This is a genomic window from Amphibacillus sp. MSJ-3, assembly GCF_018919165.1.
Lineage (GTDB): Bacteria > Bacillota > Bacilli > Bacillales > Amphibacillaceae > Amphibacillus.
Genome location: NZ_JAHLQM010000002.1, coordinates 103,382 through 118,618 on the forward strand (window position 1 = coordinate 103,382; position 15,237 = coordinate 118,618).

The 15,237-nt window shown below is 35.4% G+C and carries 14 protein-coding genes; 4 read left to right on the plus strand and 10 right to left on the minus strand.

Features of this window, described 5'->3' with window-relative positions; translation table 11 throughout:
* Positions 1–247: 247 nt before the first annotated feature.
* A complete protein-coding gene (locus tag KQI76_RS01265) occupies positions 248–1,063 on the plus strand; it encodes an inositol monophosphatase family protein (RefSeq protein ID WP_216398487.1) in 816 nt (271 codons plus the stop codon).
* 315 nt (positions 1,064–1,378) lie between these two features.
* On the opposite strand, the gene KQI76_RS01270 is transcribed toward KQI76_RS01265, so the two are convergent.
* From KQI76_RS01270 to rhaM, 5 genes are all read right to left on the minus strand, one after another.
* Complete coding sequence (locus KQI76_RS01270) at positions 1,379–1,570, minus strand: hypothetical protein (RefSeq protein WP_216398488.1); 192 nt, start codon at positions 1,568–1,570, stop codon at positions 1,379–1,381.
* 248 nt (positions 1,571–1,818) lie between these two features.
* Positions 1,819–3,192: a hypothetical protein gene (locus tag KQI76_RS01275; RefSeq protein ID WP_216398489.1), complete on the minus strand. Its 1,374-nt coding sequence runs from the start codon at positions 3,190–3,192 to the stop codon at positions 1,819–1,821.
* Between the two features lie 263 nt (positions 3,193–3,455).
* Complete coding sequence (gene bglB / locus KQI76_RS01280; RefSeq protein WP_216398490.1) at positions 3,456–4,547, minus strand: beta-galactosidase BglB; 1,092 nt, start codon at positions 4,545–4,547, stop codon at positions 3,456–3,458.
* A gap of 17 nt (positions 4,548–4,564) precedes the next feature.
* A complete protein-coding gene (locus tag KQI76_RS01285) occupies positions 4,565–5,401 on the minus strand; it encodes a sugar phosphate isomerase/epimerase family protein (RefSeq protein ID WP_216398491.1) in 837 nt (278 codons plus the stop codon).
* Positions 5,402–5,604: 203 nt separating this feature from the next.
* Positions 5,605–5,919, minus strand: a complete 315-nt coding sequence (gene rhaM, locus KQI76_RS01290) for an L-rhamnose mutarotase (protein ID WP_256442900.1) — start codon at positions 5,917–5,919, stop codon at positions 5,605–5,607.
* Between the two features lie 138 nt (positions 5,920–6,057).
* Between rhaM and KQI76_RS01295 the strand changes: the two genes are divergently transcribed.
* The 3 genes from KQI76_RS01295 to KQI76_RS01305 all read left to right on the plus strand — a co-directional run bounded on the left by KQI76_RS01295 (position 6,058) and on the right by KQI76_RS01305 (position 10,453).
* Positions 6,058–7,776 (plus strand): sensor histidine kinase, encoded by a 1,719-nt coding sequence (locus KQI76_RS01295; RefSeq protein ID WP_216398492.1) that lies wholly within the window; start codon positions 6,058–6,060, stop codon positions 7,774–7,776.
* A 118-nt stretch (positions 7,777–7,894) separates the two neighbouring features.
* A complete protein-coding gene (locus tag KQI76_RS01300) occupies positions 7,895–9,460 on the plus strand; it encodes a response regulator (protein WP_216398493.1) in 1,566 nt (521 codons plus the stop codon).
* 228 nt (positions 9,461–9,688) lie between these two features.
* A complete protein-coding gene (locus KQI76_RS01305; protein WP_216398494.1) occupies positions 9,689–10,453 on the plus strand; it encodes an IclR family transcriptional regulator in 765 nt (254 codons plus the stop codon).
* 60 nt (positions 10,454–10,513) lie between these two features.
* Here KQI76_RS01305 and kduD read toward each other — a convergent pair whose 3' ends face one another.
* The 5 genes from kduD to nadA form a co-directional block, all read right to left on the minus strand.
* Complete coding sequence (kduD, locus tag KQI76_RS01310; protein ID WP_216398495.1) at positions 10,514–11,296, minus strand: 2-dehydro-3-deoxy-D-gluconate 5-dehydrogenase KduD; 783 nt, start codon at positions 11,294–11,296, stop codon at positions 10,514–10,516.
* A 240-nt stretch (positions 11,297–11,536) separates the two neighbouring features.
* Complete coding sequence (gene kduI, locus KQI76_RS01315; protein WP_216398534.1) at positions 11,537–12,367, minus strand: 5-dehydro-4-deoxy-D-glucuronate isomerase; 831 nt, start codon at positions 12,365–12,367, stop codon at positions 11,537–11,539.
* A gap of 30 nt (positions 12,368–12,397) precedes the next feature.
* Complete coding sequence (locus KQI76_RS01320; RefSeq protein WP_216398496.1) at positions 12,398–13,408, minus strand: sugar kinase; 1,011 nt, start codon at positions 13,406–13,408, stop codon at positions 12,398–12,400.
* An 8-nt stretch (positions 13,409–13,416) separates the two neighbouring features.
* Complete coding sequence (locus KQI76_RS01325; RefSeq protein ID WP_216398497.1) at positions 13,417–14,058, minus strand: bifunctional 2-keto-4-hydroxyglutarate aldolase/2-keto-3-deoxy-6-phosphogluconate aldolase; 642 nt, start codon at positions 14,056–14,058, stop codon at positions 13,417–13,419.
* 209 nt (positions 14,059–14,267) lie between these two features.
* Positions 14,268–15,227 (minus strand): quinolinate synthase NadA, encoded by a 960-nt coding sequence (gene nadA, locus KQI76_RS01330; protein WP_216398498.1) that lies wholly within the window; start codon positions 15,225–15,227, stop codon positions 14,268–14,270.
* Positions 15,228–15,237: the final 10 nt, after the last annotated feature.

Genomic DNA, 15,237 nt, shown 5'->3' on the forward strand with positions numbered 1-15,237 from the left:
GAAAGCTTAGGGGCTATGTGCTTAGTATGACTCTAAAAGACTGATTAATGAGTTTATTAGATAAAAAGAAAGGCCTTATTCAGTCAATTTCATCGTTACCAAATTCAATGAAAATCTGAATGCCTAAACCCATAGGCCTTATGTTGTTTAAATAAACTAACAATCAGACTATGCTATAATAGACTCAAATGATTCGATAAAGTAAAAGTTCAAAATCTAAATTATTCTAACTAGAGGAGGAGCATATATGGATAAAATTATACAGAAACAGATTTTCTCACAAGCAAAAGAATGGGTTTTAGCAGCTGGGGAAATCATTCGTACAAAAATGAATGATCCACTAATCATCGAAACAAAATCGAGTCCTAAAGATTTGGTCACTGAGATTGATAAAGAAGTTGAGCGCTTTTTAGCTACTAAGATCAGAGAAACCTTTCCAGACCATCTTATATTTAGTGAAGAAGGGTATGGAGATCAGCTAAAATCACTTGACGGAACGATTTGGATTATTGATCCGATTGATGGAACTATGAATTTTATTGAACAAAAACGAAACTTTGCAATATCCATTGGCATTTTCCATAATGGCGTTGGCGAAATTGGCTTAGTCTATGACTGTATGGCAAACAATCTCTACACAGGATTAAAAGGCCAAGGAGCTTTTAAAAATGATCAAAAGCTACCCCATTTAACAGAAAACTTAAAACTTGAAGAAGCCATCTTAGGTTTTAACCACTATTGGTTATGTGAAAACGACGTCATCGATGAACGCATCATGCAACAATTAGTAAAGAAAATTCTCGGTTCAAGAACTTATGGTTCTGCCGCTTTGAAACTCGCCTTTATTGCGGAGGGAATCATTGATGGTTATCTAACCATGAATCTTGCACCTTGGGACATCGCAGGTGGAATGGTCATTGCAAATGAAGTGGGTGCTGTCTCTACCAATTTAGATGGTAAACCAATCAATATGTTAACAAGGGACTCCACACTAACCTGTCATCCTGCAATTCAAAGTGAGATTATAAATGACTATCTACAAAAAGGGAAAAAAGTTAACTAAAAAAAGTAACATAATGGGGCTGAGACAAAACGAGACCCTAATCATGAAAAATGGTTCTGATTACATGGAAATTGTAATCAGAACCACATTATCCTATCTTATGTATATAAACGCCCAGTTTAGCCTTGTTAATAGTGGTAAACTTCTATAATTTCGCCGCCATTAAGGCAAATCCGCCTTCATTCTGTACTTTGAATTTACCTCTTAAAGACACCAAAATTAGCCTTCAAAAACTTAAAGAACGGCCAAGATCAATTTTACCTTGTCCGCAGTTTTATCAGCCTTTTCCTCTCATATATTTTTTTGTGTTTCCCCTTATGATCCACTATCAGGAACACCAACCAAGTGATTGGAAGGTCGGCTGACAACTCCTACGGAAAAAGTGCGAGTCCGAAAATCCTTATTACGACACGGCAGTGGGGCAATAAGGAATGTTAGACTAAAACCGCCACGTCCTGTGGCAACGTCTAACTGACCCACATCCTGTGCGCCCGAGGCCGTACCCACGGAAAGCGTCCACCCAGGGTGTAAATCACGGAGTGACACATCTAAACCATTTAAATCGTGATGACTTATATAAATGATCATAAGATCAAAAAGGAATCCAGTATTTAATGAATTCCCTTTTGATTTTAGCTAAGTTATATTCCAGTCTCATTTTGTCTGACAGATGTATAGGGACAGTTTTAGCAAGTAGATGCCCTAGAGTCCCTTGAACCAATCGGTCCGTTACTGTCACTTGTACTACGATAAAACTATAGCAGGAGATAACCAATAATTGATCCCACTCCCCCATAGACCAAAGCATAGACTAAATTGCTAATGGTAATTTGGTATGGACTAAGCTCCAGATTCACTGACGTCAAAGTCACAACAAGGCCGTATGTCCCAACTGATAAAGTGGCTATTGAACTCGTTGCCAGGACAATAGCGATACTTAATGGATTATAAACAGTAAGTAATGTTGTTAATAAAGTTGTTAATATCCCAAGCGTGCCCAGCGGATGAATACCAAACATACTAAGAAAAATAAAGGTTATTTGAATTAAAAAGAATACAAGCAGAGGATATTGGGATATTGCCAACAGTGGCTCTTGAATAACATTTAAGAATGTCGTGCTCCCGATACTATATGAAAATAGCGAGAGAGAAATAAATAATAGAATAAAATTTTGCATTGTATTCGTTTTTTCTTTCCACGTATTCCAACCAATAATCCAGAAGGTCTTTCTTCTATTCATGATTAATGACCAGACAAATGAATAAGGGAAAATGAGTAAGGTCACCGTTAACGAAAAACTTAGATCAAATAAATTTCCTAAAGCAATCACAAGTCCTAAAAAGGTGACAAGCGCTACTGCTAAATGGGCAATTTTATTTCTTAATTTCTTCAGATCAGCCTGATTAAGCTCCACACTGTCATCGCTCTCATAGGAATACTTTTTAAAATGAAATCTACCCCAAATTGAATCTAAAATGAAAATAATTGCCGAAATTAATAGTAACCAAGGCAGAATCTCTCCGTATGAAACATCTGTCATGAAAAGAGAGGTCGCCAGCAATATTTCTAAAGGACTCCATAACAGTGCTAATGAGAAGCCTCTTAATGTTGAGATACTAATGAATGATTTCATAACTTTTTGTTCTACATTTGATAGTGTATCCTTTAGTACATCTTGTGAAATAGTAGCAGCAGATAAATTCAAGAATGCCGCTAAAGTCAAAGTAGTTGCTGAACTTCGTGTATATAATCGACCAAGATCAGAAGCGTTAATTCTCATTAACTTGTTAATCGTCCGATCAAATCGACCGCTTCGAACAACACTATTCATCCAAGGAAGCATGGTTAAAAGTGTCAATAGCAACATATTATTGGTTAATATACTTGGAAGCTCGAGTAATGATTCTCCCGAATAAAGATAGATAAAACCACCAATTGAGAGAAATGAACTACTAAGGATTTTAAATAACCTTGTTGCTCTCGAGAAAGATACAATAACCATTAAAATAGCGAGCAAGCCAATCAAATAATTAAGACTTTCACTCTCAATAAAAACATTCATAATTGAGAGTACAAAAACAAATGAATAAAACATATAAATGTGTTGATAAAATAAATCTTTCTTCATACCGATCTCCTTAAATATTCTGCGAATTATACTATGAGTTGTTTAATATACTCCTTCATTATCATAACATATAGGGCAAGGGAAAAAGCTGAATTGAGTTCTACTATAGCTTGTAAAAGACCAGGGGCCAATCACAACTTTCTTTATCCAGCAGGGACTTCCCCCCATCGAGTGTTAAATGAATGAACCGGACTTTTGCTGACAGTTACACTGCAACAAACAATAATTGGTGGCATTGAATATAGCCACCAATTATTTATCCACTAAATATACTTATATAAGTATTCAGTTAAACATAGGATTGCTAGCGATTGTCCATAGGGCATTGTTGTTTGATCAATCATTCGGTAGAAGTCCAGATCATCACCCATTCCAGTACCAATTGAAACCTTTTGTAGTGCTCCCTCTTCATTAATTTCATTAATCACTGCAACAATAGCACGCTCAGCCATAGGCAAAAATTTATCTGATAGATAACGCTTTCGAATGGCTTTTAAAATACCATAAGCAAATCCAGCTGATGCTGACGCTTCAGTATAGGATGTTTTATCATCAACTAAGGTATGCCAGAGGCCACTTTCATTTTGATATTTCTCTAAAGCTTCAACTTGTTTTTCTAGTGTACTAACTAAATAGTTATATAGAAAATCACCTTTCTTTAAATCTAGCATCTCAATAATTTCAGGAATCGCTATTGTTGCCCAACAATTCCCTCTTCCCCATAATGCCGAGGCAAAATTATGATTTCCTTCAAAGGTCCAACCATGAAACCACAAACCAGTTTTTTTGTCAGCTAAATATTTAATATGAAGTAAAAATTGCCTCTTAGCCTCTTCTATATACTCTGGGCGATTCAATAGTTGGCCAATCTTCGCCAGTGGCAAAACAGTCATCATTAAGGTGTCTGCCCATAATTGGTTTTTATTTTCTGGCCCGTAAGTCATATGTTGGAGGCCATCTTCTTCTGTTCTAGGCATCTCATACATTACCCACTCTGCCCATTGTTCCAAATATGGTAAATACTCTGAGGCCCCTCTTTCCTCATATAGATAGGCCATAGTCAAGAGCGGTGCCATCGTGTTCACATTTTTAGGTGGTGAACCTTCAAGCAGACGTTGCTCATACCATTCTTCTAATATATTAATAGCTGTATCGCTTTTGGTCATCTTCCAATACTGATAAAGCCCATATAGACCAACACCTTGTGGCCAGTTCCAGACATGCCAGCTCTTATCATCAACCTTTAAACCATCAAAATCTAACAAAAATTCACCTTGATCATCTTTTATTTGTGATAAATTGATTGCTAATGATTCTATTTTCTCAATAACGGTTTCTCGTTTTATATTAGCCATTATTCTCCTCCAGGAATTTAAATTTGATCATATAGCTTTGTTAAGTCTGTTATAATTTGTGAAATATGTGGTTCCTTTGCTCCTTCTAATAAGATTGGGATATTCGGCTTAGCATATTTGATCTTTTTAAATAAGTAAGTATAGTCAAGGTTGCCGTGAGTAGCTGGAACCATTTTGATTTTATTATCTTCAATAACAAAGTCTTTAGCATGGACAATAACAATTCGATCACCAAACAAGTCAAAAGCTTCATCCATGATTTTTGTCTGGTTTTGATAATTATCAACGGTTAAAAAGTTTACCGGATCTAAAATAACCTGCAAATTATTTGACTTCACTTCATCGATCAGGCGTTTCATCAATTGTGGAGAATAGATTGGATGATGTGTTCCCCCTTCAATACCAACAATGACCCCAAAACGTTCAGCTTCCTCAACCAGAATCTTAACGCTTTCCACAACTTTTTGAAATGCCTCTTCGGTAAAGTTATCTGTGGTATAGCCCATTTTTGAATGGACATTGCCCGTTTCGGTTCCAACGATACTACAATTAAAATCACGAGCAAAGCGAAGGTGGGCTTTAAAATAATCTAAAACTTTCTTACGCTCTTCTAAGTCTGGATCAATCATATTGATATAGCAGCCTAATACAGCTATATCAACTTTCTGTTCTGCAAAAGTATTAGCTATATTTTTTGCAAAACCCGTAGTCAAACTTGAAGTTGTGATCTCCCACTCTTTGATTGATTTTTTCAATGCAAATTGAATGGATGGAATATTTTTTTCACCTAGCTTATTTGCGAGATCCTGTAAATTTTCATTCTCAATATCGTGTGCTCTAATACCTAAATTCATTTTAAAATTCTCCTTATTTATTATTTTGACTGCACGGTCACCTTAGATAACCATCAAGCATATTAACGATTAATAGTTAGAGTTTGAACCTTCACTAAGTGAGGAACAGCCAGTTAATCTGGGAAAAGTTAAGTAAAACTGCATTTTCTAAGGACTGATTTTTCATTTGCCTATAAATCACAGAGCTTCTCAAATCAATCCATTTATTTCTCTAAATAAAACATCTCGGTAAGATCAATTGAGATTGGACTATTGTCTGGATTAACGTCCATAATCGGCGCCATATAGTCCCACCATCTTTGATTAATCTCTGTCTCACTTACTTTAGCCCACTCTTTTTCATCTTCAACTTCTAGATAAGCAAACAGTATACTTGTTTTCTCATCTAAGAAAATCCCATATTTAATGACCCCGTGTTGCTTTAGTAAGATTTCCATCTCAGGCCATAGTTCTTGATGCCGTTTGTAATATTCATCATGTTGATCCTTATGCACGCTCATTTTAAATGCTTTTCTCAACTGGGATGTGCCTCCTTTATCAATTACATAAATTTAAAACGTTGAAACCCCTTACACTATTATATATAATAATAGATGTAATTTCTATATGAATAAGTAATTTTCTATATGGGAAATTTATTCTTTGGAGGTTTCTTGTTGAGATTTCTAAATAAATACTCATTCAAATACGTTTTATTCATAAGCATATCAAGCCTTTTTATCATTACTTTGGCAACAATCATTTTTATTAATTATCGTGTTTCGATCAAGGAAATCGTCCATTTATCAGCAAGTCAACAACAAATAAATGTAACTTTAATTAAGGATAGTATCGAAGAAAGACTACGGGCATTTGAAGCAAACGCTATTGTTTTATCGAGACAAAGCAGTTTAAATGAAGTCATAAACAATCGTGGGAGTTATTATCAAATTTATTCACTAACTAATGACTTTTCCAATTCGGTTTATAGTAATGGTGATTTGCACTCAATAGAAATATTCATAGATGATCCACCAACAAATAATATTCAGAATCCCGTTCGTTATTATGATTTAGAAAAAGCTTTAACGTCTCCTTTGATTCACCAATTAGATCATAAAAATGCTGATTGGATTGGCATTCGCACAGTAGAAATGATCTCTGGAGATGAACCCGTCATTAGCCATGCACGGAAAATTAAGAATTCACGCGGACAAACACAAGCCATTCTTGTCTTAAATTTGGATCCCTTAATTGCCGAGAGTTGGCTTAGATCCTATCCGAATGAATCCGTACTCTATTTGATTGATAAACATGCACACATTTTGGCAAGTACCAATCAAACTGAAATTGGCCAAAAATATATACCATCAACCACATCAGAAGAATCGACAGATTGGAATAGGTCTTATTTTGTTAATAAGGATGAATTGGTCGTCACAGCTGATCTTATGAGCTATGACTGGCAATTAGTCGCAACGACACCATATCAACAACTTACTCAATCTAGTAAACAAGCTGCAACTCGATTACTATTGTTCAGTTTACTCATTACAATTTTTGTTTTAATCGCTATTGGTTTTTTATCAAATCAACTAACAAAACCCATTCATCAATTGACTGATTTAATGAATCATTATCAATTAAATCGAGCAACACAAAATATACCTAATCATTATCGTAATGAATTCGGGCACTTGTTTACTGGTTATAAAAATTTAATTAATCGGAATGAAAAATTACATAAATCACTCATTGCACAGCACAAACAACAAAAACGGGCAGAGCTTAAGGCACTTCAAGCAAATATAAATCCGCATTTTCTATATAACACCCTTGATCAACTTAATTGGCGCGCAATTGAATCAGGTGATGATGACATGAGTGAAATGATTGAATTATTGGGCGGTATGTTGAGAGTTGGACTTTCAAATGGTAAAAGTATCCTAACCATTGAAGAGGAAGTTGAATATGTGAAAAAATATTTAAAACTGCAGGAAATTAGGCAACAAGGAACCTTCCAATATCATATCGTTATGGAAGAAGAGGTTCGCCATGCACTAATACCAAAACTAACGCTACAACCTTTTGTAGAAAATGCCCTTATTCACGGCATTCAAGATATAGAAGATGGGCTGATTACAATAACAATAAGAGATAAGGAGAATTTCATCCAGATTTCAATCAAAGATAACGGTCTTGGTGCTGATTCATTTTCAAAGCATAAAACAGATAATAAATCCGGTGGCTATGGCATTAAAAATGTAAAAGATAGGCTAAATCATTATTACCATTATGCCGCTAAAATAAATATAACGAACAGGCCTGAAGGTGGCGTTGAAGTTATACTGAGGATACCTAAGATTTTTGATACAAAAGGGTTTTCTCTCTTGTAAATAGCTGTACAAATGGGATTTTTACCGTTCCCTGTCAAACCACCATAACCCTTAGTTTACCTCGGATAATTTTAATTAAATTGGAATAATAGTTAAACCAGGATAAAGGAGAAAGCCTATGACTTGGTCAATAGTAGTCGTTGATGATGATAAACATGTGTTAAATGGAATGAAAGCAACACTATCAAAATCAAATTTACCTTGTGAGGTTATTGCTACCGCATCAAATGGAATTGATGGACTTGAAACAATTGCTAACAAACAACCTGACCTTATTATAACGGATATTTACATGCCGAAATTAGACGGCATTGAAATGATTCGAGCGTTAAGAGAGAGAGACTTCCAACAGAAGATTATCATTTTAAGTGGTTATTCAGAATTTAAACATGCACAACAGGCCTTAAAATTAAAAATTGAAGATTATTTATCCAAACCCGCCTCTAGGGCAACAATTATTCAAACGGTCGAAGGTGTGCTAAACCAGTTGGAGGATGAGCAAAGAAATCAGCGTAATTATCAGCAATTCAAACATAAAGTGAAACAGTATAAGAGATACTTTGCTGAAGAACTCATTGAATCAGCAGTAAATGGACATTTAAATATTACAGCCTTACAAAGTAAACAGCAACAAATGATTAATGAGTGGTCATCTTATGTCTATTTACCTATTAAGCTGTCCTTTGCTATTTCCGATGATAAAGCCCATCGTCATGATAATCAATTGGTCTCCTTCGCTATTTCAAATATTATAGAAGACACGATGTATTCATTTAATTTCGATTATTATTACATTGAAATCGACCAATCAAACAGCATTTTGACTATATTTACAACTAAAGACAAAGGATCACAATTGCATCTACAACACAAAAGAATCATCGATAATCTCAGTGACCATTTATCCCAGCTCCTTTCGATTGAGATAAATGATCAGGTCGGTTACTGTACTTCTAGTTGGGAAGAGACAATATCAGCTATTCGCAAATTACTATTGCCTTCAATTCAAACAAATCAGGAAGAAACACCCATTGAAATTACACCGATAAAAAAGGAACTAGCTCTAGCCATTCGTTCAACCGATATTCAATACATTCAAAAAACATTGGATAACTACTTCAACCAAATGATAGATAAATCCTTTGTCTCACCTATCGCCATGTATATTGGAACGGAATTATGGAATATATTTAATTATGAGCTCCAAGATTGTGGAATAAATATCTCAGATCAGGTTGATCACTTATTTAACCCTTATCAACACTTTTCACAATTTCATTCTTGGCAAGAGCTGAAGCATTTTTTTCAAAATCTATTAAATACAATTAAAAATGAACCCATTTTTCAACAAAACATTCGACATTCAAAATTAATCGAAGATGTACTCAAATATGTCGACAAAAATCTCCATCGACCAATTACTTTAAATGAAATTGCTGAAGAATTATACATCTCTAGAAATTACTTGGGGAAAATTTTCAAAGAGACGATGGGAATTACCTTTAAAGAGTATTTAACTAAGACACGGATTGATAAGGCTAGGAAAATGTTACTCTCCGGTGATTATATGATTTACGAAGTTGCTAAGGCTGTCGGTTACGATAATCCTGCTTATTTTTCAGCCTTATTTAAAAAAATATTGGGCTACTCCCCGTCACAACTTCTTAATAAAGAAGTAAAGTGAAACATTATTTAGGAGGGCATCTCTTTCCTACTAAATCTTAGGTCAAGCGATTGGGCCTTTGCTAGCCCTTTACTACCAGAGATTAGCTCTGATATCTTTTAATTATTAATCTAAAAGCATATGGCCAGGTAAGCTGGGGGAAGGTGAGGCTTAATCCTACTGAACTTAATCATGTTTTGCGCTAATCATATCTTTTGATATACTTATATTAAATGGAGGGCTATATACATGGCAAATGAAAAACAACAACCATATGGTAGTGTTCTATTAAAGGCTGACGCTATACTTGAATTTCTATCACAACAAAATCAACCTAAAAGATTACACGAAATAGCAACATACACTGAACTTACTAATCCAACAGCGTTAAAAATATTAAACACCTTACTATTAATTGGTTATGTTCAAAAAGACCCCGATACAAAAACATTCAGTTTGGGGCCAAGATTAATTAAATACGCAAACAAAAGTTTACACCAAATTAGCATTAAGCAAATTGCACTTCCTCATTTAGAGGCACTACAAGAAATTACAGAAGAAACAGTCCATTTAGGGATTCATGAATTAAACCACATCAAATACATTTCAAAAATTGAGAGTAAAAAACCTGTTTCTCTCTATTCTGAAATTGGTAAAACCATTCCACTCTATTGTTCTGCAATGGGGAAGGCTGTTCTTGCTGAGTTCACAGATGAAGAGATGAGAAAGTATTTAGCAAGCAATCATTTCTTTCAATTTACTGAAAATACGATTATGGATGAAAAAGCACTTTATGCAGAAATTGATAAGGTTAAAGAACTTGGATATGCTTGTGATGATGGAGAGCATGATTTTGAGGTCTTTTGCATCGCTTGTAGTATAACTTTAAACGAAAAAAACTACGGTGCAGTAAGTGTTAGTTTACCAAAGTATCGCTTAACTGATGAAGTCTTAAGTGATTTAATTAAAAACACACTAATTTGCCGGGATAATATACTGGCTGAATTAAATTAATCGATTGAATACAAATAAAGAAGAGACCGTTTTTTTAAACCTGTCTCTTCTTTTTATTCATTATCTAGCCAACCAACCGCCGTCAACAGCTAATATATGACCATTTACATAATCCGATGCTGGACTTGATAAGAAGACAACTGTTCCCATTAGGTCAGAAGGCTTCGCCCATTTTCCTGCTGGTATTCTCGATAATATCTCTGCATTACGAGATTCATCTGCTCGAATAGGTGCGGTATTCGCTGTTGCCACATATCCTGGGGCAATTGCATTAATTTGAACATTGTGTTCAGCTAATTCATTAGCAAATGATTTGGTTAAACCAGCTACTGCATGCTTACTTGCCGTATAGGATGGAACAAATTTACCACCTTGGAAGGATAGCATTGAAGCAATATTAACGATTTTACCGCTCTTTTGTTTAACCATAATTTTTGCTACTTCTTGACTCATTAAATAAACAGCATCAAGATTTATTTTTAGTACTGCATCCCAATCTTCTTCTTTGTACTCTAATAATGGCGAACGTCTAATCGTTCCTGCATTATTAACGAGAACATCGATTCGGCCGTAAACTTCCATACATTTTTCAACCGAAGCCTTCAATTGCTCACGATCACTTAAATCAGCTTGGAAAAACGCTACTTTTCTTCCTGTAGCCTCAACTAATTCACGTGTTTCATCCCAATCATTATCGTAAGTCACAATGAATAAATCAGCTCCTGCTTTCGCTAATGCAACTGAATAACCTTGCCCTAAACCTGTATTTCCCCCAGTTACAATAGCTACCTTATCTTTTAATGAAAAGAAATCTAGTGAAAAATCTTTTAATGTATCTGGCATTCTTTCTTCCTCCCTTTATTAAATAATGCTTCAAAAAATACTGTAGCTGTTTATTAGTAAATTAAAATGATTAAGTTTTTATATACCATCGCAGGCATGACCGTATTCACTCTACTGTTGAGAATCTCTTAACCTATTAACTTGCCTATGATCATGCCTACAATGATTTGAGATTAATTTAACTAATAATCAGTCTCTAGCTTTTTACCTTATGATTCCCAACAATCGTTTAGCCAAAACTTATCTTAATCTACTCATTTCAATATGATCCATATCATCATAAGTGATATTTTCGCCACACATTCCCCAAATAAATGTATAATCACTCGTTGCTATACCTGTATGAATAGACCAGCTTGGAGAAATGATCGCTTGTTCATTTGAAACAACTAGATGTCTAGTTTCCTCTGGTTCACCCATAAAGTGGAATACTCGTGTATCTTCTTCCATGTTGAAGTAGAGGTAAACCTCCATACGTCTTTCATGTGTATGTGCTGGCATTGTGTTCCATGCACTACCTTCACTTAAGATCGTATAACCCATTTGTAACTGGCAACTTTCACAATTATTCGGGTGGATATATTGATAGATCTTCCGTTCATTTAATGTTTTCGAAGATCCCATCTCTAACGGTTTCATCTTATTAATATCTAATTTTACTGTTGGATATTTTTTATGTGCCGGTACTGAGTTTATATAGAACTTAGCAGGATTGCTTGCATCTTTTGAACGGAATAGAATATCCTTCGTCCCTTTACCAACATAAAGTCCATCGCGACTATTAATTTCGTATTCTTCACCATCAAGAACAACGTAACCATCTGCACCGATGTTAATAATACCCAATTCTCTTCTTTCTAAGAAATAGTCAACACCTAACTCTTTGTCTAATTTAATAGTGAGTTCTTTATCTGTTGGAGTTACTCCACCAAAGATCATACGATCGTGATGTGTATAAGTTAAGATGACATCACCTGGTTTAAAAATAGACTCTACTAAAAATTCCTTTCTTAATTCATCTGTTGTAAATCTTTTAATTCCTTCTGGGTTGTGTGCATAACGTGTTTCCATATTCATAATCCTCTTTTCCTCCTTATATCATTACCTTGAAATTTGATTCCCACTATTGATCATTTCCATGACTTCAGCTTCAGTAGTCAAGTTGGCATCTCCTGATATTGTATGCTTTATAACTGAAGCAGCTGTTGCAAAAGACACAGTTGCATCATGTTCCCATTCATTGATATATCCATGAAGAATACCGGCTACAAAAGCATCACCCCCTCCAACACGATCGATTATATGATCGATATCATAAGTTCTAGATTGATAGAGTGTATCATCTGCATACAAATAACCTTTTAAAGTATTATGTGAAGCAGAAATACTTTCTCGTTTTGTTGAAATGCAAAGCTTTATATTGGAATAATCTTCTTTTAATTGTCGATAATAAATTAGCAATTTTTCTTCATCAGACAATTCTTGGTCCACTTTTGGATACCCAAGTAGATAAATCAGATCTAACTCACCACATGAGCAAATATCAATATATGGGAGTAAGCGTTTAAATGCTCGGCCTGCTTCCTCTTGTGACCATAGTTTCATTCGATAATTAAAATCAAAGCTGACCTGGATGTCTCTCTTCTTGGCCTCTTTAAATAAATTTTCAACGATATCTACTAATTCCTCAGATAAGGCCGTTGTAATACCTGTCACGTGCAACATTGAAGTATTTTCAAAAATACGATCGTAATCGAGCATCGATTCTTTAAGTTGTGAAAAACTTGAATACTTACGATCATAAACTACTTTTGATCCTCTATTCCCTGCACCTACTTCAAGGTAATAAGAACCAAGGCGATCTCCACCAAACTCAATTAAATCTGTATCTACACGCATGGATCTCAAATAATTCACAACATGGTCACTTAGCATATTATCTGGTATTCTAGATGCCACAGCCGTATGATGTCCATATTGAGATAGGGAGACGGCTACATTAGCCTCCGCTCCACCAAAATGGAGTTGTAATTGATTCGTACTCGCTAAACGCTGACCTTGCTCTGTCGATAGTCGAGATAAAATTTCCCCAAAAGTAACAATCCTTTTCATTTTGCAACCTACCTTAAATAAGAAATTTTTTCAACGTATTTTTGTGCTTGCTCAGTAATTGCCTCCAATGAGCCCAATTTCTTCAATGATGTTAAATTGCTACCAATCCCCACAGCAACAGCGCCTTTATCAAACCAATCGGTGATATTATCTTCATTTACTCCCCCTGTAGGCATTAGTTGAACATGTGGGAGTGGTCCTTTTACTGCACCTATGTAATCAGGTCCAACTAAATCACCTGGGAAGAGTTTGATTACATCAGCACCATATTTAGAAGCTGTTAAAATTTCTGTAATAGTGACGCACCCTGGTAAATATGGCACATGATAAGTATTACATAATAAAGCCGTCTCTTTATCAAAGCCTGGGCTAACAATAAATTGTGCCCCTGCTAAAATAGCAATTCTAGCTGTCGTCGCATCTAAAACAGTTCCAGCACCAATCACAACATCTTCATCATCTTTATATGCAGCCGATAGATTTTCAATCACCTTTTCTGCACCTTGTAAAGTAAATGTCAATTCAATCCCTTTAACCCCACCAGTGATACATGCCTCAGAAACCTCTTGTGCTTCTTCTACTGAATCACCACGTACAACAGCGACAAGCTTCTGGTCAAGTAATTTAGATAAAACTTCATGCTTTTTCAAATGAACACCCCTTTTTCCTATATGGAAATTTATTTTACTATTAGGAAATACTATTTTTATTATAACTAACCGCTTACATATTTTCAACTCACAAGTTTATATTTTTTGATTCCATCAAAATAGACAAAAAAACATCACTCAGCAATGACTTTAAAAGTGTTAAACATTATCTTTCAAAGTTTAATTGCTTTGTGATGTTATTAAGAAAGTTATCCGATTGTCACCATACGATCGATCGCCTGCTTCGCCTTCCCGGCCACCTGTTCGGGTACAGTAATGACATGCTTCTTTTCTTTCAAAGCGGTTAGTACTTTTTCCAATGTGATCATTTTCATAAAAGGACAAACAGCCTCTGGGTTAGCCGCCAAAAAGCGCTTGCCAGGGTTTTGCCTTTCCATCTGATGAATGATGCCAACTTCTGTCGCAACAATAAATTCATCTGCTTGAGCGACTTTTGAATGCTTTAACATCTGACCCGTTGATAAAATATGTGTTTTATCCTCAGGCAAGACTCCCTCAGCTTTCAAATATAAACTTGAAGTTGAACAACCACACTCTGGATGAACGAGTAAGTCTGCCTTCGGATGATGACGAATAACATCTTCCACTTGATCTGGCCTGATTCCCGCATGAACATGGCATTCACCTAACCAGATATGAATATTGTCACGACCTGTTTCGCGTTTTACAAATTGACCAAGAAACATATCTGGTAAAAATAAAATCTCTTTATCTCTTGGAATAGAGTTAACTACCTCAACAGCATTAGATGACGTACAGCAATAATCACTTTCCGCTTTGACCTCTGCTGATGTGTTTACATAAGATACCACTACAGCATCAGGATATTCACTCTTCCATTTGCGAAGTTGTTCAACGGTAATTGAGTCAGCTAAGGAACAGCCTGCTTCTAAATCAGGAAGTAATACTGTCTTTCCTGGATTCAAGATAGCTGCTGTTTCCGCCATAAAGTGAACACCACAAAAAACAATAACATCCGCTTCTGTAGTCAAAGCAGCTCGAGCAAGCGCTAATGAATCACCAAGCACATCTGCAATATCTTGGATCTCTGGCATTTGATAGTTATGTGCCAGTATAATTGCATGGTGTTTTTCCTTCCATTTGTTAATCTCCTCAACTATCAACCTTTGCTTATCTGCCACAATCATTTTATAATCC

Excerpts from the sequence above, each read along its gene's own strand:
- KQI76_RS01265 (WP_216398487.1), top strand. The coding sequence starts at position 248 with ATGGATAAAATTATACAGAAACAGATTTTCTCACAAGCAAAAGAATGG.
- KQI76_RS01275 (WP_216398489.1), bottom strand. The coding sequence starts at position 3,192 with ATGAAGAAAGATTTATTTTATCAACACATTTATATGTTTTATTCATTT.
- bglB (WP_216398490.1), bottom strand. The coding sequence starts at position 4,547 with ATGGCTAATATAAAACGAGAAACCGTTATTGAGAAAATAGAATCATTA.
- KQI76_RS01285 (WP_216398491.1), bottom strand. The coding sequence starts at position 5,401 with ATGAATTTAGGTATTAGAGCACACGATATTGAGAATGAAAATTTACAG.
- KQI76_RS01300 (WP_216398493.1), top strand. The coding sequence starts at position 7,895 with ATGACTTGGTCAATAGTAGTCGTTGATGATGATAAACATGTGTTAAAT.
- KQI76_RS01305 (WP_216398494.1), top strand. The coding sequence starts at position 9,689 with ATGGCAAATGAAAAACAACAACCATATGGTAGTGTTCTATTAAAGGCT.
- kduD (WP_216398495.1), bottom strand. The coding sequence starts at position 11,296 with ATGCCAGATACATTAAAAGATTTTTCACTAGATTTCTTTTCATTAAAA.
- kduI (WP_216398534.1), bottom strand. The coding sequence starts at position 12,367 with ATGGAAACACGTTATGCACACAACCCAGAAGGAATTAAAAGATTTACA.
- KQI76_RS01320 (WP_216398496.1), bottom strand. The coding sequence starts at position 13,408 with ATGAAAAGGATTGTTACTTTTGGGGAAATTTTATCTCGACTATCGACA.
- nadA (WP_216398498.1), bottom strand. The coding sequence starts at position 15,227 with ATGATTGTGGCAGATAAGCAAAGGTTGATAGTTGAGGAGATTAACAAA.